General features: G+C 47.8%; 19 protein-coding genes. 10 read left to right on the top strand and 9 right to left on the bottom strand.

Features of this window, described 5'->3' with window-relative positions; genetic code table 11:
• Positions 1-126: 126 nt before the first annotated feature.
• Positions 127-1101, bottom strand: a complete 975-nt coding sequence (locus ACYVJM_RS06390; RefSeq protein WP_461147357.1) for a polyprenyl synthetase family protein — start codon at positions 1099-1101, stop codon at positions 127-129.
• Between the two features lie 245 nt (positions 1102-1346).
• Here ACYVJM_RS06390 and ACYVJM_RS06395 point away from each other — a divergent pair, with 245 nt between their 5' ends.
• Entirely contained in the window at positions 1347-2342 is a 996-nt protein-coding gene (locus ACYVJM_RS06395) for a patatin-like phospholipase family protein (protein ID WP_461147358.1), read from the top strand.
• A gap of 4 nt (positions 2343-2346) precedes the next feature.
• Here the strand turns inward: ACYVJM_RS06395 and ACYVJM_RS06400 are convergent, their stop codons facing one another.
• The 3 genes from ACYVJM_RS06400 to ACYVJM_RS06410 form a co-directional block, all read right to left on the bottom strand.
• Positions 2347-3606 (bottom strand): ComEC/Rec2 family competence protein, encoded by a 1260-nt coding sequence (locus ACYVJM_RS06400; RefSeq protein ID WP_461147359.1) that lies wholly within the window; start codon positions 3604-3606, stop codon positions 2347-2349.
• Positions 3607-3621: 15 nt separating this feature from the next.
• Positions 3622-4491, bottom strand: a complete 870-nt coding sequence (locus ACYVJM_RS06405) for a glycerophosphodiester phosphodiesterase family protein (RefSeq protein WP_461147360.1) — start codon at positions 4489-4491, stop codon at positions 3622-3624.
• Between the two features lie 76 nt (positions 4492-4567).
• The gene (locus ACYVJM_RS06410) at positions 4568-7939 is read right to left on the bottom strand and encodes a TonB-dependent receptor (RefSeq protein ID WP_461147361.1); all 3372 of its coding nucleotides are present in this window, start codon (positions 7937-7939) and stop codon (positions 4568-4570) included.
• Between the two features lie 327 nt (positions 7940-8266).
• Here ACYVJM_RS06410 and selD point away from each other — a divergent pair, with 327 nt between their 5' ends.
• The 7 genes from selD to ACYVJM_RS06445 all read left to right on the top strand — a co-directional run bounded on the left by selD (position 8267) and on the right by ACYVJM_RS06445 (position 13938).
• Entirely contained in the window at positions 8267-9346 is a 1080-nt protein-coding gene (selD, locus tag ACYVJM_RS06415; protein ID WP_461147362.1) for a selenide, water dikinase SelD, read from the top strand.
• Positions 9347-9432: 86 nt separating this feature from the next.
• Entirely contained in the window at positions 9433-10206 is a 774-nt protein-coding gene (locus tag ACYVJM_RS06420) for an alpha/beta fold hydrolase (RefSeq protein WP_461147363.1), read from the top strand.
• An 80-nt stretch (positions 10207-10286) separates the two neighbouring features.
• Positions 10287-10988: an SAM-dependent methyltransferase gene (locus ACYVJM_RS06425; RefSeq protein WP_461147364.1), complete on the top strand. Its 702-nt coding sequence runs from the start codon at positions 10287-10289 to the stop codon at positions 10986-10988.
• Positions 10989-11060: 72 nt separating this feature from the next.
• Entirely contained in the window at positions 11061-11702 is a 642-nt protein-coding gene (locus ACYVJM_RS06430) for an MBL fold metallo-hydrolase (protein ID WP_461147365.1), read from the top strand.
• Between the two features lie 80 nt (positions 11703-11782).
• Positions 11783-12481, top strand: a complete 699-nt coding sequence (gene pssA / locus ACYVJM_RS06435; RefSeq protein WP_461147366.1) for a CDP-diacylglycerol--serine O-phosphatidyltransferase — start codon at positions 11783-11785, stop codon at positions 12479-12481.
• Between the two features lie 94 nt (positions 12482-12575).
• On the top strand, positions 12576-12827 hold the full coding sequence (gene purS / locus ACYVJM_RS06440) for a phosphoribosylformylglycinamidine synthase subunit PurS (protein ID WP_461147367.1): 252 nt from the start codon (positions 12576-12578) through the stop codon (positions 12825-12827).
• Positions 12828-12930: 103 nt separating this feature from the next.
• Positions 12931-13938 carry a 3-oxoacyl-ACP synthase III family protein gene (locus ACYVJM_RS06445; protein ID WP_461147368.1) on the top strand — a complete coding sequence of 336 codons (1008 nt, stop codon included), beginning with the start codon at positions 12931-12933 and terminating at the stop codon, positions 13936-13938.
• A gap of 89 nt (positions 13939-14027) precedes the next feature.
• Here ACYVJM_RS06445 and ACYVJM_RS06450 read toward each other — a convergent pair whose 3' ends face one another.
• Positions 14028-14399 carry a CoA-binding protein gene (locus tag ACYVJM_RS06450; protein WP_461147369.1) on the bottom strand — a complete coding sequence of 124 codons (372 nt, stop codon included), beginning with the start codon at positions 14397-14399 and terminating at the stop codon, positions 14028-14030.
• Positions 14400-14774: 375 nt separating this feature from the next.
• Here ACYVJM_RS06450 and ACYVJM_RS06455 point away from each other — a divergent pair, with 375 nt between their 5' ends.
• Positions 14775-15368: an HNH endonuclease gene (locus ACYVJM_RS06455; RefSeq protein WP_461147370.1), complete on the top strand. Its 594-nt coding sequence runs from the start codon at positions 14775-14777 to the stop codon at positions 15366-15368.
• Positions 15369-15415: 47 nt separating this feature from the next.
• Here the strand turns inward: ACYVJM_RS06455 and ACYVJM_RS06460 are convergent, their stop codons facing one another.
• Positions 15416-19264, bottom strand: a complete 3849-nt coding sequence (locus tag ACYVJM_RS06460; RefSeq protein ID WP_461147744.1) for a sensor histidine kinase — start codon at positions 19262-19264, stop codon at positions 15416-15418.
• 113 nt (positions 19265-19377) lie between these two features.
• Entirely contained in the window at positions 19378-19656 is a 279-nt protein-coding gene (locus ACYVJM_RS06465) for an iron-sulfur cluster assembly accessory protein (protein ID WP_461147371.1), read from the bottom strand.
• 101 nt (positions 19657-19757) lie between these two features.
• Here ACYVJM_RS06465 and ACYVJM_RS06470 point away from each other — a divergent pair, with 101 nt between their 5' ends.
• A complete protein-coding gene (locus ACYVJM_RS06470) occupies positions 19758-20282 on the top strand; it encodes a DUF7935 family protein (RefSeq protein ID WP_461147372.1) in 525 nt (174 codons plus the stop codon).
• A 55-nt stretch (positions 20283-20337) separates the two neighbouring features.
• On the opposite strand, the gene ACYVJM_RS06475 is transcribed toward ACYVJM_RS06470, so the two are convergent.
• Positions 20338-21180 (bottom strand): hydroxymethylglutaryl-CoA lyase, encoded by an 843-nt coding sequence (locus tag ACYVJM_RS06475; RefSeq protein WP_461147373.1) that lies wholly within the window; start codon positions 21178-21180, stop codon positions 20338-20340.
• Entirely contained in the window at positions 21177-21527 is a 351-nt protein-coding gene (locus tag ACYVJM_RS06480) for a transmembrane 220 family protein (RefSeq protein ID WP_461147374.1), read from the bottom strand. Before ACYVJM_RS06480 ends, ACYVJM_RS06475 begins: the two co-directional genes overlap by 4 nt.
• Between the last annotated feature and the right edge of the window lie 46 nt (positions 21528-21573).

A 21573-nucleotide genomic window follows, 5' to 3' on the forward strand; every position in this document is an offset into this window, starting at 1 on the left:
TATGAGGTCAGTATTCACTGACGCAAGCGAATGCTTGCTAAATAAAAAGGCACGGGTAAATACCCGCGCCAGCACGCGCTACCAACTTCTCACTCCACGCTCCTGACTCCTAATACCCTAACCACCTTACTTGCTCCGATCAATCGTGTACTGAACCAGTTTATGAAGAGAGGAGCGATAAGGAGAATCGGGGAAGTCATTTAATAGTGCCTGCGCTTGGGTAACGTATTGGTTCATTACCTCGGTAGCGTATTCGATACCACCTGAATTTTTTACGAAACCAATCACCTCGTTGACTTTTTTGGGCTTTCCGCTTTCGTTTTTGATAATATTGATGATCCGGCGTTTTTCCAGATAACCCGCTTTGTTCAGGGCGTAAATAAGCGGCAGGGTCATCTTCTTCTCTTTAATATCAATGCCCAGCGGCTTGCCTACCTCAGCCGTGCCATAGTCGAATAAGTCATCCTTGATCTGAAATGCGATCCCAACCTTCTCTCCGAAGGCATGAGCCTTATCGACAATTTCCGGGGCATTACCAGCCGATCTTGCGCCTACAGCACAACAGGCAGCAATAAGGGAAGCTGTTTTCTGGCGAATAATCTCGTAGTAAATTGCCTCTGTAATATCCAGCCGACGAGCTTTATAAAGTTGTAGTAACTCGCCTTCGCTCAGTTCGCGCACAGCGGTCGAAACAATCCGGAGCAGGTCGAAATCGTTGTTGTCGACCGATAGTAACAACCCACGTGAAAGCAGATAATCGCCCACCAGTACGGCTACTTTATTCTTCCAGAGTGCATTTATGGAAAAAAAACCCCGTCGGTAGTTCGACTCGTCAACCACATCGTCGTGAACGAGCGTGGCCGTATGAAGCAATTCAATTAACGACGCGCCACGGTAAGTGGCTTCTGTGATGGAACCGCACACCCCGGCCATCAGGAACACAAACATTGGACGCAATTGCTTGCCTTTCCGCTTCACGATGTAATTCATGATTTGGTCCAGCAGCATAACGTCGCTTTTCATTTGCCCTTTGAACTTCTGCTCAAACAGTTCCATTTCAGCAGCAATCGGGGCTTGTATCTCGGCGACGGTAATAGCCATGAAGAAGTTATCAGTCAGTAGCGGTAGTCAATAAGCAGGAAGCACAGGCTATTGCCTTATAATAAATGACTACCGGTTAAATTTCCAGCAAGTATAGTAAGGAAAGCGCAGACCCCGAAAAAGGGTTCCAGAAAACAGAGCGCCGGTTTCATAACTATCCGTGTGTCAATTCGTTTTGATTATTAGTCGAAAAACATCAACTTTCCACACTTCTGATCTTATAACGTTACCTGCTATAGGTGTATATGATTGACAACCCCACCCCGCCCCTTCCGCATCCCGGAGCTATTTCATCTACTCCTCATCCATCCATGCGTGCACTCGTCCTTGGTGGGGGGTCACTTAAAGGAGCCTTTCAGGTAGGGGCTGTCATGGCTCTCTTTGAATCAGGGTTTGTGCCGGACCAACTCTATGGCATTTCGGTGGGTAGTCTGAACGCAACCTTCATTGCGCACGAGGCCGCCCGCCAACACGCGTCCACCGGTCATGTTGATTGGGTAAAAGTTGGCAAGTTTTTAATTGAATTCTGGATTCGAAACATTACCAAACCCGATGATGTAGCCGTTATCCGTTCGCGCTTTCGAATGGGCTACGACACCGTTATGAGCCGTTTTGATGGCTTACTGGACAACTCGCCCATACAGAACCTGATTCGGAACACCATAGATGTTGAAGCACTCAAAACGGGCCCGGTAAAAATTAAAGTCGGGGCTGTGGATATCATCGAAGGCGACATGTGCTATGCCGATGCCCATGACCCTCATTTTCTGGATTATGTGTATGCCAGCAGCTCGCTCCCGTTTCTAATGCCCGCCGTGCAAATCGGGGGCGATCACCGGCGGGCGTTTCTGGATGGAGGCTTACGGGAGGTAGCCCCGCTGCGGGTAGCCATCGAAGATGGCGCGACAGAAATTGCCTGTGTCGCGTGTCACGCCAAGAAAATCTATAACGAAAAGTTCAACTACCGAAACCTGTTGAACCTCATGGATCGGGTTAAAGACATTACAGTCAACCAGTTGGTTAACAATGATATTGCCTGGGCGGAACGGTTTGCCAGCCGCGAGCATCTCCACGGACGGGAACTGAACCTAACGATTATCCGTCCAACCGAGCCGCTTTCCCTTAATCTCATGAAGTTCACCTCCGACGACATTGGCCGGATGATTGTTCAGGGCTATCAGGCCGGAACGGATATGCTCAGACTGAATCAGACTATCGGAAATCCAGCCAATCCGACCTGATCCGTTACTTAGACTTGTAAGGCCCATAAGTCATCTTCACAGGATAGGCTTCACTCGTGTCATCAAGCACGATCACTTTATAGGATTTTCCACCGGGTTCAACCCGAATAACCACATGTCCTGACTGACTTTTTAGCCTTGGCAAAAAATCATTGATAGCCACTTTTGCCTCTGGAAGCAAGTTGGTAGCGAATACGTCGCGCTCAGTCGTATAGATCTCTTTGGCGAAAAGTCGGCTGAGTACGTCAGGTGCCGGATGAGACGATGCCCACGCGGGAATCACGAAAACCCGGGGCTGCAAACTTGCCAGTAGTGCTCCGTTTTCTGAGTCAGCATAACCGTGGTGGTCGAGTAACTGAACGTCGACCGGCCCGACGATGCTTGCCAGTGGTGTTTCGACATCGTGCCAGACTGGTGCTCCAAACTGAAGAACGCCCTGAATGTCTCCGCCAGAAAAGTAAGTAAATCTGCCGTACCGCAGTTGAAACGCAATACTGCACATATTCTCGTTAGGATACTCGGCCGCTTTTAGTGTCTTCAGTTCAGGAAAAAGTTGCCGTACCCTGTCGCCTTCACCCGTCCAGACGGCGCCATTAACCATCAGGTTTCTAATTTCTACTAAATACTTCCAGCGTAATTCCGGCTGTTTCACAAACGCAATCTGATTCATTTGCCCGGCCGTAAACCGCTCGGCAACCAGACCGTTATGCTGCGCCTGCCAAGCCAGAAATCGACGGTAGTTGACGACCATCGAATCACCATCAAACGAACGAGGGTAGTTATAATCCGGCCATCCCCGATCCAGCACTTTACGAATAGGGATGTATTCGCCTACCTCGGTAATGCCCGCCAATGTATACCCGCCCCGCCCCCGTTTGGCCACATTCAACGGTGTTCCCATATGGTCATCGTGAAAATGCGTAATGACAGCATAGTCAAGAACCGGATTAGTTTGAGAACGCAGTGCATTCCGTACGTAACGTGCTATCCACTCGCCGGCCTGTCGGCTGTTATTGGGCTTCACGGGGATATTTCTGGGGGTATTCGTTCGCCAGTCGAGGGAGTTGATGGCACCGGCATCAACCAGCACAGTTGTCCCGTCTGGCAGTACCAGGAGGGTAGCGTTGCCCTGCCCGGTGTTGATATGGTGAATATCCAGCTGACCCGTCCGCCAGACAGGAAGAGACTCACCTATCTGTTGCGCTGGTGCGGCAAACCACGTCAGGAGTAGAGTGAGGCAGATTAACAGTCGGGTGAAGGGCATACAACGGTTGATGGGTTAGAATAAAGCGAAGACCTCAACTGGCCGGTCAGTCGTGATAATGTCGCCACCTTGTCGATATATCTCCTTGTAACCGACAGCCGCTTCTGTCAGTGGTTTTTCATCGAGTTGATCGGTGCCGTACGTACCTACAGAAGCGAGGATACCAAGTTTATGCAGCCGCTCATAAAATGAAACCGGCTGAAGTTTCTGGGGAGTGAGCGCAATTAATCGTTGTCCGGATACCAGTTCACTTGTTTCAAATCGATCCAGATCTGCCGCATTGTTAACCCCAACGGCCAGCCAGAGAGTTGGATACTGATTACGAACACGTTGTGCCTCCGCCATGGAATAACAAATGACAAAAACCGAATGCACGGCCTGGTGCTTTTCCACTTCCTTCATCACTCTGAGCGGGTCTGTTCCGGGTTTTACATCCAGAGCCAGCATATACCGATTCCGGTTCCAGCTCAGTACGTCCGTAAATGTTGGCACAGACTGCTCCGTCGAGGCTCCGGACAGTGTTTTGAGTTTCACTTTTCTCAGGTTTGCCAGCGTCCATTCAGATACAGCCCCTTTCGCATCCGACTCCCGATCTAACGTAGCATCGTGCAACAGCACAAAATTGCTGTCTGCGGTCATGCGTACATCCATTTCGATAATGGCATCCGGCAGTTTTTGCGCTGTCCGGGTAAATGTTACGATTGAATTTTCGGTATCTAATGGTCCGGGGCCACCCCGATGTGCCAGAACAAGTGGATGTTTACGGGCCGCTTTAAGCGAAAAAAAAGAATCAGCGGCCTTAGTGTTCTGAAATCTGTTCAGCCGTTGTGCCATTGCTCCGCTTACAGCAAGGAGAAGCACGAGTATAATCAGGTTAATTTTCATGACGTGTGGCAATTAAATGAAAAATCCCCCGCCACATTACCTGTGCGGGGGATTTCCACATGATTCAATAGTTTGTCTAGAATGAGTAACGCACGCCAAGCTGTGCCTGCCAAACGTTATCAATCGTAATGCTCTTCACAAATGAGTCCTGTAACAGAACTGTTTGACCATTTACGTTCTGCGTACCTAGACGGTATGAAGGAATACCGGCAGCATTAGGTGTTCCGGAAACCAGAGACAACGGCTGCGTTGAAGTATTTGCATATCCAACACCCCATTTGTTGTTGAGCAGGTTACCAACGTTCAGGATATCAGCACGGAACTGAATGGTGTGGCGTGTGCCTTTCGCTCCCGTTGCGATATAGAACTCCTGAATAGCAGTGAAATCAAAACGGGTCAGCCAAGGAGAGTAACCACCGTTACGTTCGGCATATTGACCACGACGGGTTTTCAAGTAATCGTTGTTATTGATATAGGCATCGAAAGCGGCTTGTTGCTGCTCTGGAGAGAACGTTTGCGCGGTAGCTCCCGAACCCACAGTAAGGGGTGCGAATGTCAGCTCAGAAGCAGTCTTTGGAACATAGATCAGATCGTTCGTCGTCTGTCCATCGCCGTTTAGGTCGCCACCTACTACATACGAAACTTTGTAGCCACTAGTCGACTGAGTACCCAGCGTAAAGGTTGTCGATCCGCCGAATTTACCACCGTAGTTCAGGCGATAGTTTACGTAACCAATGATCCGGTGGCGCAGGTCATTATCAGCGAAAGAAACGCCCAGATAATTTTGTCCCTGTACCGTTGGGATGTTAGCTTGTACTGTGCTACCAACCGATTGTAAATCTCTGGCCAGACCATAGGTGTAGGCAAGCATACCGCCAAAGCCATTCGACGTTGGTTTTTCAAGTTTAGCCGTGAACGTATACGCATCGCCCTGGTTCGCGTTTTTCAGAACAAAGGCGTTTGTAACTGCCGTGTTATAGAAACGGGCGATGTTAACCGTGTTGTTGGCACCTGAACCCGAACTAGCCACCCCTGAGGCAGGGAAACGACCGCGGGTATCTGCGCCACTCAAGGTACGATCCGGTGCTTTCAGGTTGGCATCAATATAACGCAGACCCTGAAGTGTTTTGTTGTAAATTACTTCAAGCGTTCCAACTAAGCCCCAGGGTAACCGCTGGTCGATGGCCAGGTTGGTTTTCCAAACAAGCGGGTACTTCAGGTTAGGATCGGTAGCATTGATTACATACGGAGGCAATTTAGTGATATCCGTAGTAGACGGGATGAACCGGCTCGGGTCTGTTGTAAACGGATAAGCCGTTGTGTTTGTAACGTTGATAACGGCGGTATTCACACCATTATTACCCAACTGGTTAGACACAAGTACCTCTGGAATACGGGATACGAAGAAACCGCTACCACCCCGAATCTGCGTCATTTTGTCGTTTTTTACATCCCAGTTGAAACCAACACGGGGCGAAACCAGTAAACGTGCTTTGGGGAAAGCACCGGTGTTGATGCCGTAGTTAGCTCCATTTTCGTCGCGGAAATTGAGACTACCAACTACAGGGTTGAAAAAATCTTTAGCGGTTGAGTTATCATAGGCGAAAATATCAGCGCGAATACCAGCGGTCAATTTGAAATTCGGCCGCACCTGGAATTCATCCTGAACATACGCACTATACGTACTCCGGTTCAGCGTCTGCAAAGGTTCCGCGCCACCTGGCAACAGCGAATAGCGCAGGTTATACCGGGCAGCCGTTACGGGTGACGTCGTTGCATTAGGATTATCGAGGAATGCCTGAGCAGCCGTCTTGAAATCAGCGATTGAGTTATACACGTAAACGCCATTCGAAGCCGGGAAGAATACGTTATTCGACGTAAACTTCTCATACGAAAGGCCAAGTGTCAGCGTGTGATTACCCGCAAAATAGCTGAAGTTATCTGTAATATTCAGTGTCGAATAGTTCAGCTTGTTGTTCGGGGTGAACGGGTCGAAACCAACCGTCGTGTAAGTCGTATTGTCCTTCAGAATATCAATTGTCGGAAATACAGCCGTCTTATAGGTACGGTCTTCAATCTGCTTGTTGTATGTAGCAACCAGTTTGTTAGCAAACTTACCACCAAACGTAGAGTTCAGCTCAGCGGCAACAGAACGGGTGTTGTCAGCAATAATGTATCCCGTATTTTCTGCAGAAAGCGCCAACTGCGAGTTGGTGCGGTTACCGTTACCTGCCGTGTTGCTACTGTTACTGTTACTGATAACCTGACCCGATTCAGAATCGTGGTGTGAGTAACGGACGGATAGTTTGTGATTATCGTTGATGTTGTAATCAATACGAATCAGCCCTTTCGTGCTTTTCACTTCGTTGTTGAAGTTGTCAAAAGCCCCCAGCGAGTAGTTGAATTTCGACTGCATAAACTGATTCAAGTCCGTCAAATCAGCTTCCGTAACGCGCGATACGTTACCAGTTGTACCTGCTCCACGGTTCACTACCCAATCCAGCGCAGGCTGGCTGCTTTTGAATTGCTCCACGTTAGCGAAGAAGAACAGTTTGTTTTTGATGATCGGACCACCAATCCGAAAACCGGTTGTTTTCTGGTCGATCGTAACCGGTGGCAGGTCTTTACCATCAGCTTTCTTACCTGCCAGGCTATTGTTTCTGAACAGGTGATAAACCGAACCCGAAAAATCGTTGGTTCCTGAGCGGGTTACAGCGTTGATGCTCGCCCCCGAGAAACCGGTCTGACGAACGTCGAATGGAGCTACGTTCAACTGAACTTCATCCAGTGCGTCGAGTGATACAGCGGTTGTATTTGTCCGGCCACCAGCTGAAGCACTGTTGCCTAAGCCGAAGCCGTTATTAAATACAGCACCGTCAATCGTAATGTTGTTAAAACGGGCATCCTGTCCACCAAACGACTGGCCATTGCCGTAGGCATTGTACTTGGTAATATCAGCAATGGTACGACCCAGTGTCGGAATGGTATTAATCGTTCCCCGACCATACGATGTTGCAGCACCGGTCCGGTTCGAACTGATAATACCGTTCTGATTACCCGAAACAACGATTTCTGATAACTGCGTGCTGTTATCAGCCATTTTAAAACTTACATCAGAAGACGTACCCAGGTTCGTGAAAACACCTTCGGTTACCTGATCTTTGAACCCTACAAATGTGGCCGTTATTTTAAAAGGACCACCTACCCGCACACCGGGCAACGTATAACGACCAGAAGCGTTTGTTGTCGTACCATAACGGCTACCCGACGGCTCGTGCACAGCTACAACCGTAGCACCCGGTAAGGCCGCCCCTTTATCGTCCGTTACCAGTCCATTAATAACAGACGTCGTTACCTGTGCTGTGGCGGTGTTCCCACTGAGAACAGCCATCACGATACTGCCGATTAGCATGAAAGCCAGCCGAAATTGCAGTAAATTTTTAGACATAGAAGTGTTTGATTTAGTTAATTGTCTTAGGACACAAGTCAAGTTCGGTGAAGTCCCAATTCAGAGACAAATATGCTTCATTTTTTTGAGCTGCGAGATGGGGGTTCTTAAAAAAGTACCAGAATATCAAAGTCTGTATATAAAATTCTAAAAATAACCCAATTTAAGACTGGATACGTTCTATTATGTTTGATTACCAAATTGTTAAGTCATTATTGTCCTTCGTTGGGTATGTTGAAGAAAGAAGAACCATTACACCTATGGATATGTACATAAAGAACGGTTATGTACAATACTCAATTATTTACCTCTTAGCTTTGTCACGTTATGATGTCAACCGAAACAACTGCCTTTAAACTCACCCAATACAGCCACGGTGCAGGTTGTGGATGTAAAATATCGCCCAAGATCCTGGACCGGATTCTGCACGGTCAGACGAGTGGCCCCAAGGGAGAGGTTTCCGGCCTTTCGAGTACGCCTGCTTTCTCGAATTTACTCGTTGGTAACGACTCCCGCGACGATGCTGCGGTGATGGACATGGGAAATGGGGAGGCCATCATAAGCACCACCGATTTCTTTATGCCCATTGTCGACGATGCCTATGACTTCGGGCGCATTGCATCGGCTAATGCCATTAGTGATGTGTATGCCATGGGGGGTGAACCCGTCATGGCCATCGCCATATTAGGCTGGCCTCTGGACAAGCTCCCCCCGGAAGTAGCCGCGCAAGTACTGGAAGGCTCGCGGGCGGTTTGCCGGGAAGCGGGAATTCCGTTGGCGGGTGGTCATAGCATCGATTCCCCCGAGCCTATCTTTGGGTTGGCCGTTACGGGACGTGTTCGGCTCGACCATCTCAAACAGAATAATACCGCAACCCTGGGGTGCAAACTATACCTGACTAAACCACTTGGCGTTGGCATTCTGACCACGGCCCAGAAAAAAGGAATCCTTAAACCCGAACATGCCGATGTAGCCCCCGTTCAAATGGCTAAACTCAACAGTTTTGGCGCTGTTTTGGGCAAACTTCCCTATGTAAAAGCGTTGACCGACGTAACGGGTTTCGGCTTGCTGGGGCACCTGACCGAAATGGCGGAGGGCTCCGGCTTAAGCGCAGTTGTGACGTTTATCGATGTTCCCAAACTCGCCATGCTGGACGAATACCTGGCTCAAAAAAGCTTTCCGGGTGGCACAGTCCGCAACTGGGATAGTTATGGACACAAGATCAGTGACGTTACCGAGGTGCAGAAATATACACTGGCCGACCCTCAAACGTCGGGTGGTCTGCTCATTGCCATTGAACCGGAGAGCACCATCGAGTTTGAACGCGTGGCCCGCGAAAACGGCTTCGACCTAACGAATTTTGGTGAACTCGTTGAACAACGGGAAAAAGTTGTGTACGTAAATTAAAGGGAGCGGGCGTCAAGGAAAGAGGAAATGGCATGATTTTGCCTACTCCGCTTCTTTGCTCCCCTTCCGCCCTCTACTTCTCTCCTATGAAGTTATTCTTCCGCCAAACGGGCGAAACTGGCCCGGCCATTGTCATTTTACACGGTCTTTTTGGCTCTTCCGACAATTGGCTTACCAACAGCAAAGCCATTGCCGCCCAGGGGTACCGCGTATTTCTCGTCGACCAGCGCAACCATGGCCAGTCGCCCCGCGCCGATGATCAGGATTATCAGCATATGGCCGATGATTTGCACGAATTCCTAACCGATCAGCAGTTGGACCAGCCTATTCTGGTTGGGCATTCGATGGGTGGCAAAACCGTTATGCAGTATGCGATGTCGTATCCCGGTACGTTTGCCAAACTTGTGGTTGTCGATATTGCCCCTAAGTTTTACCCGATACACCATGCCGAAATTATTCGGGGCCTAAAAGCCATCAACCTTTTGGGTATCAAAGGTCGAAACGAGGCCGATGCCGTTTTACAGGCCTACGAGCCTATATTACCCGTCCGGCAGTTTCTGCTAAAGAATCTGTACCGAAATGAAGAAGGTGTATTCGACTGGCGAATCAATATTCCGGTCATTGAACGGGAATTACATGGCATTGGTGAAGAGTTAACAAATCCGAGCATTGTCACTACCCCAACGTTATTTATACGGGGCAGCGAGTCGCCGTACATTATTGACGACGATATCCCGGCCATCAAACGTATTTTCCCGAATGCACAGATCGAGACAATTCGGGGAGCCGGACATTGGGTGCAGGCCGAGAAGCCCGTCGAATTTGTAGATGTACTAATAAACTTTATCCGTAAGAATTAACCACAGGACCCTAAAACGCACAGCGTTGATCAGACTACAACCTATCTGCGCGCTTTGGAATTGGTGGTCAAAATCACTTTATGCCCACATTATATCTTATTCCTACACTCCTTGCCGACGACACGGCCGAGCAGGTACTTCCGCCACATATTCGGGACGTTATTGAAAAAACCGATGCTTATTTCGTCGAGAATATCCGGTCCGCACGTCGGTTTATTACTGGGTTGAAAACCAGTCGAATTATTGACGAAACAACTTTTTTCGAACTCAGTAAAGACACACCGCCCGCCGACACGCGCCGACAGATTCAGGAAATGATGGAGCGCAAACGCAATGTTGGCGTCCTGTCCGAAGCAGGTTGCCCTGGTGTGGCCGATCCGGGTTCTGTTGTTGTTAGCATGGCCCATACGCTGGGCTGGCGGGTTGACCCCCTGGTTGGCCCATCATCTATTCTGCTGGCGTTAATGGCGTCGGGAATGAACGGTCAATCGTTTGTTTTTCATGGGTATCTGCCCATTGAACGGCAGGATCGGGCCCGTGCGTTACGGTTTCTTGAAAAAGAAGCGCAGACCCGCCAACAAACGCAGATATTCATGGAAACGCCCTACCGAAACGATGCCATGTTTACCGAGATACTGGCTAATTGTCAGGGTAATACGCGCGTCTGTGTTGCGTGTAATTTAACCGGTCCCGATGCCTTTGTCCGTACCCTGACGATCCGGGAATGGAAAACACAGGTACCCGACTTACGTAAAAAACCAACGGTGTTTCTACTTTTGTAGCGTAACGTGGGTTTCCACCCGCGCTGAATGTGTATATACGATGAGCCACAACGGGTTTCTGCCCGCGTTACCATGATTCAAACCTTTGAATTTTCTCCCTTGCAAGAAAACACGTACGTCATTGCCGACGACGCGACAGGAGAAGCGGTTATTATTGATCCCGGTTGTTATGATCAGGCTGAGAAGGAAGCACTCGGGCACTTTATTACGACCAACAAGTTAACCGTCAAGTATTTACTACTCACGCACTCGCACCTCGACCATGTGTTTGGTGTAGCGTACGTAAAGCGAAAATTTGGAGTTAAGGCATACCTGCATGAATCGGATATGGTGATCTTTAACGATGTACCAACCCGCTGCGCGCTCTACGGTCTTCGAGGATATGAACCCTCAACGATTGATGCGTTTCTGAAAGAAGGCGACCAGTTTCGGTTTGGGAACACGGTGCTGGATGTCATTTTTGTTCCCGGACACGCGCCTGGCCATGTGGCCTTTGTGAACCACGCCGACCGATATATCATTGGGGGCGACGTTTTGTTTAATGGAAGCGTAGGTCGTACAGACTTTCCTTACTGCAATCATGCCGACCTGATCAACAGCATTCGCAACAAGTTCTTCACCCTGCCTGACGATTACATTGTATACGCCGGGCATATGGAACCAACCACCATTGGCGAGGAAAAACGCAGCAACCCTTTTGTCAAAATGGCCTGAGAAGGCTTCCTGAACCCGCTTTTTTAGTAATACCGATTGGTCCTGGTGGCCTGACGAGCTGACAGCTCGTTATTACATACATGAAATTACTCAAACACCTCCCCAATGCCATGACCTGCGGCAATCTGCTCTGCGGTTGTATCGGTATGGTTATGGCACTTCGTGGTCATCTGGATACGGCAGCCTGGTTAATTGGTCTGGCCGCCATTCTTGATTTTGGAGATGGCTTTGTGGCCCGCATGGTACATGTTTCGGGACCATTCGGCAAAGAACTTGATTCACTGGCCGATGTGGTAACGTTTGGGGCCTTGCCCGCCATGATTGTGTTTCAGCTTTGCTGGTTTCAGAATCTGGGCGCTATTTCGTACGGGGCCTTTTTAATTGCTGTATTATCCGCCCTGCGGCTGGCCAATTTCAACATCGACACACGCCAGTCGGAGTCATTTATTGGTTTACCCGTTCCGGCTAATGCCATGCTTATTGGCGCCTTTCCGCTTATGGAACGCTATCAGCCCCAGTTCGACGCTATCTGGAAAAACGATATTGCATTAGGTATGATGATTGCGTTTTCGTTCATGCTGGTGTCTGAACTACCTCTATTTGCGTTAAAATTCAAAACCTTTGGCTGGGCAGAAAACCGGATAAAATTCAGTTTTCTGATTGCATCCGTATTGCTCTTGCTATTTTTGCAATTCGCAGCCATTCCACTAATTATTCTGCTGTACATTCTTGTTTCACTTTTTACTAATGAGCGAAAGAACGAGATAGCGAACGAGTGAACGAGCGTTGGTCAATGAGTACGCTCCACTCGTTTACCCATTTCACTCAATCACTCAATCACTCAATCACTCTTGCGCTCTTTTACTCTTTATAATGAAATACATCGCTGAAATTAACATCATGACCCGTTCGGAAATTTTAGATCCGCAGGGTAAAGCCGTTAAACTGGGGCTTCATAACCTTCAGATGGACACCATTGATAATGTCCGGATTGGCAAACACATTCGCCTTGAGGTCGATGCCGATACCGAAGAACAAGCCCGCACAACGGTCGATGCCGCCTGTCGGCAATTACTGGCCAACATGATTATGGAAGAGTATTCGTTTGAACTGCATGCGGCTTAAGGTACCGTTGACTTTTTTGTACCACAAATAGTACCCGCACACGAGATAAGATAAGCACCACAAGAATAAGTGCTATTTTTGCGGACTATTTTAGCATCAACAAATGAATACAGTTCACTCGACAATTAAGGGATTAGGTTTTTATGTGCCAGACAACATCGTCACAAACGATGATCTGACTCAATATATGGATACGTCTGATGCCTGGATTCAGGAACGGACTGGTATCAAGCAACGTCGGTATTTCACCTATGGCAAAGACACCAACGCCAGCATGGCTACGGCCGCTTCCCGCATGGCGCTGGATCGGGCTGGTCTGGAGGCATCGGCCGTTGATTTGATCGTTTACGCAACCATCACCCCCGATTATTATTTTCCCGGCTCTGCTTTTCTGATGCAGCGCGAACTGGGTTTGGATGGCATAGGCGTTATTGATATCCGAAACCAATGTTCTGGCTTTGTTTACGCTCTATCCATTGCCGATCAGTTCATCAAAACCGGCATGTATAAAACGATTTTGGTGGTTGGCTCCGAAATACAGTCGTCGCTGCTCAACAAAAGCAATGAAGGTCGTGGGGTAGCTGTAATTTTTGGCGATGGGGCCGGGGCCGCTGTGCTACAGGCCACAACCGATCCTGAACACCGGGTTCTGTCCACCCATCTCCACGCCGACGGTCGTTATGCCGAGGAATTGTATATCCGCGATCCTGGTAGCAGCCGGGATGGGCAATGGCTCACCGACGCTACAATTGCTGAAGGGAATTACAATGTTACTATGAACGGAAATGCGGTCTTCAAGCACGCAGTTGTCCGGTTCATGGAAGTAATTAATGAGAGTTTAACAGCCAATGGTTTTCAACCTGAAGATCTTAGTCTGCTGGTGCCTCACCAAGCCAATATTCGTATTTCGGGCTACGTACAGCAACAAATGAACCTGCCCGACGAAAAGGTATTCAACAACATTCAGCAGTACGGAAATACCACTGCTGCTTCCATTCCTATTGCGCTCACAGAAGCGTTTGAACAGGGACGCATCAAACCCGGCGATCTGGTTTGTCTGGCCGCCTTTGGGAGCGGATTCACCTGGGCATCGGCTTTGATTAAGTGGTAAATCGGTTGATTAATGGAATAAGTAATTTGTGGAGTCAGGCGGTTAGTAACTACTGCACTTATTCCACAAATTACTTTTTTCACCACCCCTCAATACGTCCCCACCGATAACATCACCAGCGTACAAGCCTCAATTGACTCGATACCTTCGGCATTTAATTGTCGTTCAAAGTCTGGATTTTCTGCACCAGGATTAAAAATAACCCGCCGAGGTTTAAGGCTTTTGATATATTCGTATAATGGCGGCTGATTTTGCGGTCCCACATACATGGTAACGGTGTCGATATTTTCCAGAGTCGGTTGGCCCACCTGTATCGGGCGTCCTTCAATTTGTCCTTCTTTCAGGCCAACCAATGCTATATCATGTCCGTGTCGAAGCAGCCGGTAGGCAGCCAGGTTAGCGTAACGGCCTGCTTTTTCGGTAGCGCCCACAATCAGCGTCTTTTTCAAACTTGTATCCATATCCATAAGTCAGCACGAAAGACATAGGTTAGGTCTGACTGTTTCCTTAACAAAGAAGTCCCTTTACCTGTTTCAGCATCTGGTAGTCCATTTTCAAACCGTGAATGGGTTCTGGACTAGCTTGTTGATACTTATTGGTACATTACCTTGTTTTTTCTGCAAAAAACCTTGGGAATGGAAAAATAGGTAACCATTTAAGCTTATTCTAGTTTAAATGTCAATATCATCACATTAACTGGTAAAAGTCAGTTGTTAGTTTAGTCTATCACCTGAAATTCAACCGATTAACTTTTAACCTCTTAATCAGATTTGCTGTATTTGTATAAATTAGCAACGTGTTTAAGACATTAATTACGCTTAAAATTTGCTTCGTTCATGAATGCCAGGGAGAGCCAGAGTTTTTGGAATGAGAAGTGGGTACCGATTGTGTTTGAGGGCGTTGAGAATCCACCTCATTACGAAGTCTCCAACTATGGGCGGTTGCGTAGCTTTCAATCAGCTTCAGCAACACGAGCAGGCATACAAGCCAGTCAGCCTACGGGGAAATTCATTAAAGGGTCTGTGATTCAGGGGTATCGGTCCCTAAATATTCGCTCGGCCGGGAAAACGCTCAACCGTTACGTTCATAAATTGGTTGCCGAACACTTTGTGAAGCAGGAAAAGCCCGATCAGGTATTTGTCATCCATGTGGACCACGATAAGTTAAACAACTACCATTTGAATCTGCGCTGGGTGACTAAGGACGAAATGATTGAACACAATCGGAACAATCCGAGTCTAAAAAACCGCCAGTTACCGCGCCAAACGCGTAATTATAAGCTCACCGAAAGCAAAGTCAGAATTATCAAGAAGTTGCTGTTGAATGACAAAAACCGCTTAAAAATGATTGCCAAGCAGTTTGGCATCACGCATACGCAACTCAACCGTATTCGGTCGGGCGAGAACTGGAAACACGTTACGCTCGATTAACAAGAGCTTTATTCTGGTCGACAACCTCTGGTGGGTGATCTCTTACCTTAAACGTTTATGGAATCTCCTGCCAGAGGACCCGAAACTCCTGCCAGCGGCAGCGATACAAAAAATGAAGTCCCCACATTCTCGGCTGTCTCAAACCATATAGTCCCCCCTGCGTGTTCAACACCGCGCTTGGCAATAGCCAGCCCCAGGCCTGACCCACCCCGTTTTGTGCTGAAGTTTGGCAGAAATACTTTACTTCTGATTGACTCCGCAATACCTGCCCCGTTGTCATGAATTTCGATCTGCACATTATCGACGTTCACAAATAGTTTGAGTCCTATAATGGGTCTTCGGTCAGACGGAACCGACTGAATAGCATTGATAAGCAGATTTGTTAAAATACGGCCAATCATCTGCCGATCGCCAATGGCCATCACGGGTCCATTAATGATTTCACGCTGAAGTGAGATTCGCTTGTCATCAGCGTATAAATCGGCCGTTTTGTTGAACACGTTGGTTACTTCAAAGACCTCTTTTTTGGGCAGCGGCATCTTCGCGAATTCGGAGAACGACGTAGCGATATCACTCAGATTATCAATCTGGTCCAACAGTGAATCAAATGCCCGGAGCATGATTCGACGGGCGGGGTCGTTGGCGCTTCCCGAATCATTTCCGCCCGGCAAAGTTCGCTGCAGGTGCTGCAACGTTAACTTCATGGGCGTAAGCGGATTTTTTATTTCGTGGGCTACCTGCTTGGCCATTTCCCGCCATGCCGATTGCTTTTCATTTTGAGCCAGTGCCTGCTTACTTTCTTCCAGATTCACCAGCATACGGTTGTATTCCCGTATCAATAAACCAATCTCGTCATCAGATTGCCAGGGTAAGGGGTCGTTGGGCAGTTCAAGGTTTGTCTTCCTGATTTTCTGGGTAAGCAGTCGAAGTGGTTTTGTCAGTATATGCGATGCGAAATAAGACAGGATAAGGAAGAAAAGGAACAGGCCAGTGAAAATACTTAACGCCGATGCCACGACCTCAATAATCTGGTGGTCGAGTTCGGGACGGGCGTAAAAATAAGGTACACTCAACACGCCAAGTAATTGCCCGTCGTACGATTTGATGCCAGCATAGGCCGTCCGATATTCCTTGTTACCCAACGATTCGTTAAGCAGCCGTTCATTCTCTTTATCTTCGATGATGTGCGTAAAGGCTTCCGGATTAATGTATTTTGAGAGATAACCTCTTTCATAAATAATTGGGCGGGTGGATGTATACAGCCTTCCCTGAGTGTCGAAGAGGTTAATGTAGATGTCGGCATCGCGGGCAATTTTCGCCAGTTCTTCCTCCATCGACGCTTTACTACGTTTTTTTGCATTGACATGCTCATCCAGATATGTCAGGAAATTGGCGGCTATGTTTCGCGTATTACTGATGTAAGCGCTCTCCTGATTGGCTATGTAATTTGAGTTGATCACCTTCACGATAATGACAATGACAAACAGCAAGGGCAGAAAAAAGGCCACATTCAGCAGAATCTGGATTCGGGTTGAATAGTTGATACTGAACTGCGAAAAGCCATAATTAATGGCGTATCCAAGAATAACAATGATGACCGTAAGTACCAGCAGCAGATACAGGAAAGAAAAATTGGAAAATATATTCCTGAATGGATACTCTGCCGTCGATACCACAACGATTCGGCCATCCTGGCTTTGCTGGGCAACGTGCAGGTAGCCATTGCTAGTCACGCCATTGACAAAAAGTGCCGAATTATCCAGTAGCGAGAGGTCAAGTTTTCGATCGTAATTATAACTTCCCGTGCTGAACAGTCGTTTGTACCGCTGTGTCTGACCCTGTGAATAATTTCCGGACAAGGGGCCACTAAAAAAAGCATAACTATAATCCTGCGTATCGGCACTCTGATTAAACTTTGTATCAATGAGTAAGTCAGGGTAAACACTTTTAGGGCGTTCATTACGAAGGCGTAGGTCCAACACAACATAGCCAAGTGTATCTTCGGCAAAGCCTACTGTATTTTCATTGGACGCCAATTGTAACTCCGGCAGCCGGATAGCAACAATGCACACATACTGCTTGACAAATTGATTACTGACCTCGTTGATAAAGTAAATGCCGGGATGTTCTGTCTGATAAGCTTCCCGTTTATAGCGTTTGATAAACGTCGCTAACGAAGCGGCATCGGGACTGATGTCGAGTGGACGGCCATCCGCGCGGAATGAAAATACTTCAATGTCATATTTGTCGAAGTAGTTGTCCAGATGAAGGCTTTTAACCCGTTGCTGAATACGCTCACGTACGAGCAGGGTGTCGCTTTGTAACGCACGACTGATTTCAGTGTCTCGCTGGATAGACTCCTGCGCTTTCGTCATCAGAAATTCACCAAACTCATCGTTTTCGGCTAACAGTTGGGTGGCAAATTCCTGCTCATGAATCAGTTGTTTTTTTATTTCCTGACTATAGACAACGTACGCGGTCATTACGGCGCAGACAAAAGCTGCAAAGAACAGATAAATGGATGTTTTGTACCGAAACGTATAGAGTGTTTTGGTAAACTGGGTTAGGTAAACGATCAGGAAGTAAATTCCATTGAGTAGAATAACACTCTCCAGCGGCAAGCCTAAAACAATCCAGAGCCCGCAACTAATGAGTGTTCCCACTAAAATCAGCAGTACCCCTACCCCTATCCGTTTTTTTCGGTTATACCGCAGAAACAAACTAGCCAGCAGGTGAGTAGTCAGGAAATAGATGAACGATACCGTAATGAAAACGACCAGGCAAACAATTTTCAGAAACGAGAAGTGAATGTTAAGGGTAATATCGAGTGTAAACTGCGACTTCTCGTAAATATTATTTAGTTCAACATAGCACGCTGTAAAGGCCCCGTAGCTGGCTATCACACATGCTACCGATATAATCATCCTTGAGCCGTTTGCCAGGTGTATCAGGTAATCATAAAGGTGTGAACGGTAATAATACCGAACCCAGTAAAATACCAGAGTGGCAATGACAAGAGCATTCAACAGCAAGTCGCCCAATGAGGGGACAATGACCGACGATGCGTAAAATTTCGGATTGAAGAGATCTGTTTCAAAAAACAGGAAGGGTACGCCAAAATAAAGCATCACCACTCTTAGCAAAAGTAAATAAGTGGCAAGGCAAAGGAAGCCCAACTCATACCAGCGTTTCCGCTTGAGCCGGATCATCAGCTGAAAAACATACAGACCCAGAAAAATTATGGCCAGCGTTGCCAGTATAACGGTGTTGACAGGCGTGCAACGATTACGGTACGCGTTTACTTTGGGCGGAACGACCGAGAACAGAAAACTGGAAGCGTTGTCGTAAATGGATTGATACGTACCCAACCGCTTGTCTGAAATAGACTCTGGATCAAGCGAAAACAATTCAGGATTGTAACTCGACTGTAAATAAGAGTTGTTGCTGGGATAGTATCGGTAAATAGTAATAAGCGAAAAAACATCAAGCTCATCGTTACCATCTGCAACACGCTGCCGGCTAACGATATAGCGCTCTTTTTCGAAATTAACCAGTGTGGGTTTTGTAACGGCAGCCAGGCGGGCGAAATCCGGCACAAAACGATGATCAGACCAATAGATCAACTGCTTGTTTCGAAAGACAAAATACGGATATTTTGTAGGGCGGCTAAGGTCGGCAAATGAAGGATTGTGCTTGCGCTTAAGCAAGGTTGTAACGCTATCGAGCTCACTTGCACTAACTAGTAATTCTTCCTTGACGCGCTGCTGAATAGAACTTAAATACTGCTCATCCGTAGCACCGGGCGCATTTTGCTCTAGCAGGAAGAAGTACACGATAGATAACGTGACAGCCAATATGGCTAACAGCAAAAAAATATGTTCTTCTAGGCGCTTCACAAACTGGTAGAATTGTCTTTGCACGAATTGTTCCTAAAATCATGCCAGAATTCCAACAGCAGTCATTTGTGTGGTATTATATGATTAATAGATCAGGATACCAATTAACGGCTTTACCCCTTCTCCACCGTGAAGCCCCCGGGTTCGTAGCCAATTTGTGCACCCAGCACATACAGTAAATGTTTGCGGTCAATAATGACCTGCACACCTTCTACGTTATAGACTTCGTCGGAAGGGCCGGGAACGTCGAAGCCCAATAACCAGGACGAACCACAGCCTCCACCCCGAACGCCAACGCGTAAACCGTATTCTCCAGGAATTTTATTGGCACGTAGTGTGTCCTGAATTTGATGACGCGCTTCTGGCTTTACAGTAACCGGATTATCAAGCATATGCGTGAACGAAATAAAGCTTTTTCAACCAGTTAGCTGGTTGACAATGACTGACTAACTACTGTAAAATTACCTTTTTCTGCTAAACACGTTTGCCTTTTATGGACCTATTGAGTGATTTCCTGAAGTTAATAGTACCCGCCGGACTGGTTTTATACGGCATGTATTTGACCGTCAAATTATTACTGGAGCGCGAAGCCAATCGTCATCAGTTCGACGTTAAGAACCGATATACCGAAACTGTAGTGCCCATACGCCTGCAAGCCTACGAACGAATGGTGTTATTTCTGGAACGAATCAGCCCCAATAATTTATTATTGCGGCTGGGAGGAAGCTCAACAACCGTTCTGGAACTTCAGCAGCGGCTTTTACAGGAGATCAGAGATGAGTATAACCACAACCTTTCTCAACAGGTGTACATGAGTCAGACTACCTGGGATCAGGTTCAGGCGGCCATGAACGACGTGATGATACTCATTAATCAGGCATCCGGCGACACTCGTCCCGATGCCCCCGCTCTCGAACTCTCCAAGCGGATCTTTGAGCGAATAATCCAACAAGACCGGCAGCCGACCTACGAAGCACTGAAAGCCGTAAAAGAAGAGATTCAGGTGATGTTTATGTAGGAAAGGCATGGTGGTAAGGGCATTGGGATTCAAGCTATACCCTTACCCCTATGCCCTAAAACACCCCTGTCGATAAAGTCAGGGCTTTTTGAAAAGCTTCCTGATTGATTGTCAGGGTAACGCCTTCCTGAGCCAGCGTCTGGATAATTTCTTCGGTGGGCAGGTTGCCCGTGAGCTGATCATCGGCCATCGGACATCCGCCAAATCCCCGAAGTGCCCCGTCAATTCGCCGGACGCCTGCCCGAACGGCAGCCCGGACTTTGGCGGGCGCGTCTCCTGGTCGTGCGTGCAGGTGCGCCCCAAACTCAACCTGTGGAAACCCACTGATCAGAGGCCTAAATAAAGCCTCAATGGCCTCGGGCGTCGATGAGCCGATGGTATCGGAAGGGGCAATGATCCGGACACCCAGCTCTACTAACTGCTCCGTAAACGCGCCAACAAGATCCGGACTGTAGGCATCTCCATAAGGATTTCCAAAGCCCATTGACAGATAAACAACCAGTTCTTTTCCTGTCTTCTCACATAACGATTGCATTTCCGACACCTCCATAAAGGCCTGAGCGATCGACTTGTTGGTATTTCGCTGCTGAAACGTTTCGGATATAGACAGTGGAAAACCTACGTACCGAATAAGGCCGGAAGCAACGGCCTGTTCGGCCCCGCGGGCGTTGGCCACAATAGCCAGCAATTTTGTTTTTGTCTCGGCTACGGCCAAACCGGCCAATACCTCAGGCGTATCGCGCATCTGCGGAATGGCTTTGGGCGAAACGAAGCTTCCGAAGTCGAGTGTGTCGAAGCCAATGGCCAACAAAGCATTCAGATACTGGATTTTAAGGTCTGTCGGCACAAAATGCCCCAGCCCCTGCATGGCATCGCGGGGACATTCTATGAGTTTCATGCGTGTACAGGTCGACGCATAAGCACAGCCAGAACGGCCATAACTAACGCACAAATAGCCAATCCCCCTGCTTCGCGGGCCATCTCGATATTCATACTGCGCATCCCGACTTCGCTGAACAGAAATCCTTCAAAAACGGGTGGCCATTGATAAACGGCAGCCACTATATACAGGAGAGCCATAGCTACAAAAAACCACCATTTTCCTACCCCGAAATAAGCCATAAAACAGGCCACAGCCGCAAATCCGTAAATAGGAATCCAGACTTCCGGGTCGGGGTCGTTGTATTGAAAAACGGCAAACAGGATAAATAACAAGCCAAAAACAACAGAGAAGGTCTTTTTCATTGGTTGGTAGTTAGGCGGATAAACCGGTATAATAAGATCATTGGTT

It is taken from the genome of Spirosoma pulveris, assembly GCF_054781875.1.

Bases quoted from the DNA above. Each gene is read 5' to 3' on its own strand.
- ACYVJM_RS06430 (WP_461147365.1), top strand. From the start codon at position 11,061: ATGATTCAAACCTTTGAATTTTCTCCCTTGCAAGAAAACACGTACGTC.
- ACYVJM_RS06465 (WP_461147371.1), bottom strand. From the start codon at position 19,656: ATGCTTGATAATCCGGTTACTGTAAAGCCAGAAGCGCGTCATCAAATT.
- ACYVJM_RS06470 (WP_461147372.1), top strand. From the start codon at position 19,758: ATGGACCTATTGAGTGATTTCCTGAAGTTAATAGTACCCGCCGGACTG.
- ACYVJM_RS06410 (WP_461147361.1), bottom strand. From the start codon at position 7,939: ATGTCTAAAAATTTACTGCAATTTCGGCTGGCTTTCATGCTAATCGGC.
- selD (WP_461147362.1), top strand. From the start codon at position 8,267: ATGATGTCAACCGAAACAACTGCCTTTAAACTCACCCAATACAGCCAC.
- ACYVJM_RS06450 (WP_461147369.1), bottom strand. From the start codon at position 14,399: ATGGATACAAGTTTGAAAAAGACGCTGATTGTGGGCGCTACCGAAAAA.
- ACYVJM_RS06425 (WP_461147364.1), top strand. From the start codon at position 10,287: ATGCCCACATTATATCTTATTCCTACACTCCTTGCCGACGACACGGCC.
- ACYVJM_RS06480 (WP_461147374.1), bottom strand. From the start codon at position 21,527: ATGAAAAAGACCTTCTCTGTTGTTTTTGGCTTGTTATTTATCCTGTTT.
- ACYVJM_RS06405 (WP_461147360.1), bottom strand. From the start codon at position 4,491: ATGAAAATTAACCTGATTATACTCGTGCTTCTCCTTGCTGTAAGCGGA.
- ACYVJM_RS06400 (WP_461147359.1), bottom strand. From the start codon at position 3,606: ATGCCCTTCACCCGACTGTTAATCTGCCTCACTCTACTCCTGACGTGG.
- ACYVJM_RS06395 (WP_461147358.1), top strand. From the start codon at position 1,347: ATGATTGACAACCCCACCCCGCCCCTTCCGCATCCCGGAGCTATTTCA.
- ACYVJM_RS06455 (WP_461147370.1), top strand. From the start codon at position 14,775: ATGAATGCCAGGGAGAGCCAGAGTTTTTGGAATGAGAAGTGGGTACCG.
- pssA (WP_461147366.1), top strand. From the start codon at position 11,783: ATGAAATTACTCAAACACCTCCCCAATGCCATGACCTGCGGCAATCTG.
- ACYVJM_RS06445 (WP_461147368.1), top strand. From the start codon at position 12,931: ATGAATACAGTTCACTCGACAATTAAGGGATTAGGTTTTTATGTGCCA.
- ACYVJM_RS06475 (WP_461147373.1), bottom strand. From the start codon at position 21,180: ATGAAACTCATAGAATGTCCCCGCGATGCCATGCAGGGGCTGGGGCAT.
- ACYVJM_RS06390 (WP_461147357.1), bottom strand. From the start codon at position 1,101: ATGGCTATTACCGTCGCCGAGATACAAGCCCCGATTGCTGCTGAAATG.
- purS (WP_461147367.1), top strand. From the start codon at position 12,576: ATGAAATACATCGCTGAAATTAACATCATGACCCGTTCGGAAATTTTA.
- ACYVJM_RS06420 (WP_461147363.1), top strand. From the start codon at position 9,433: ATGAAGTTATTCTTCCGCCAAACGGGCGAAACTGGCCCGGCCATTGTC.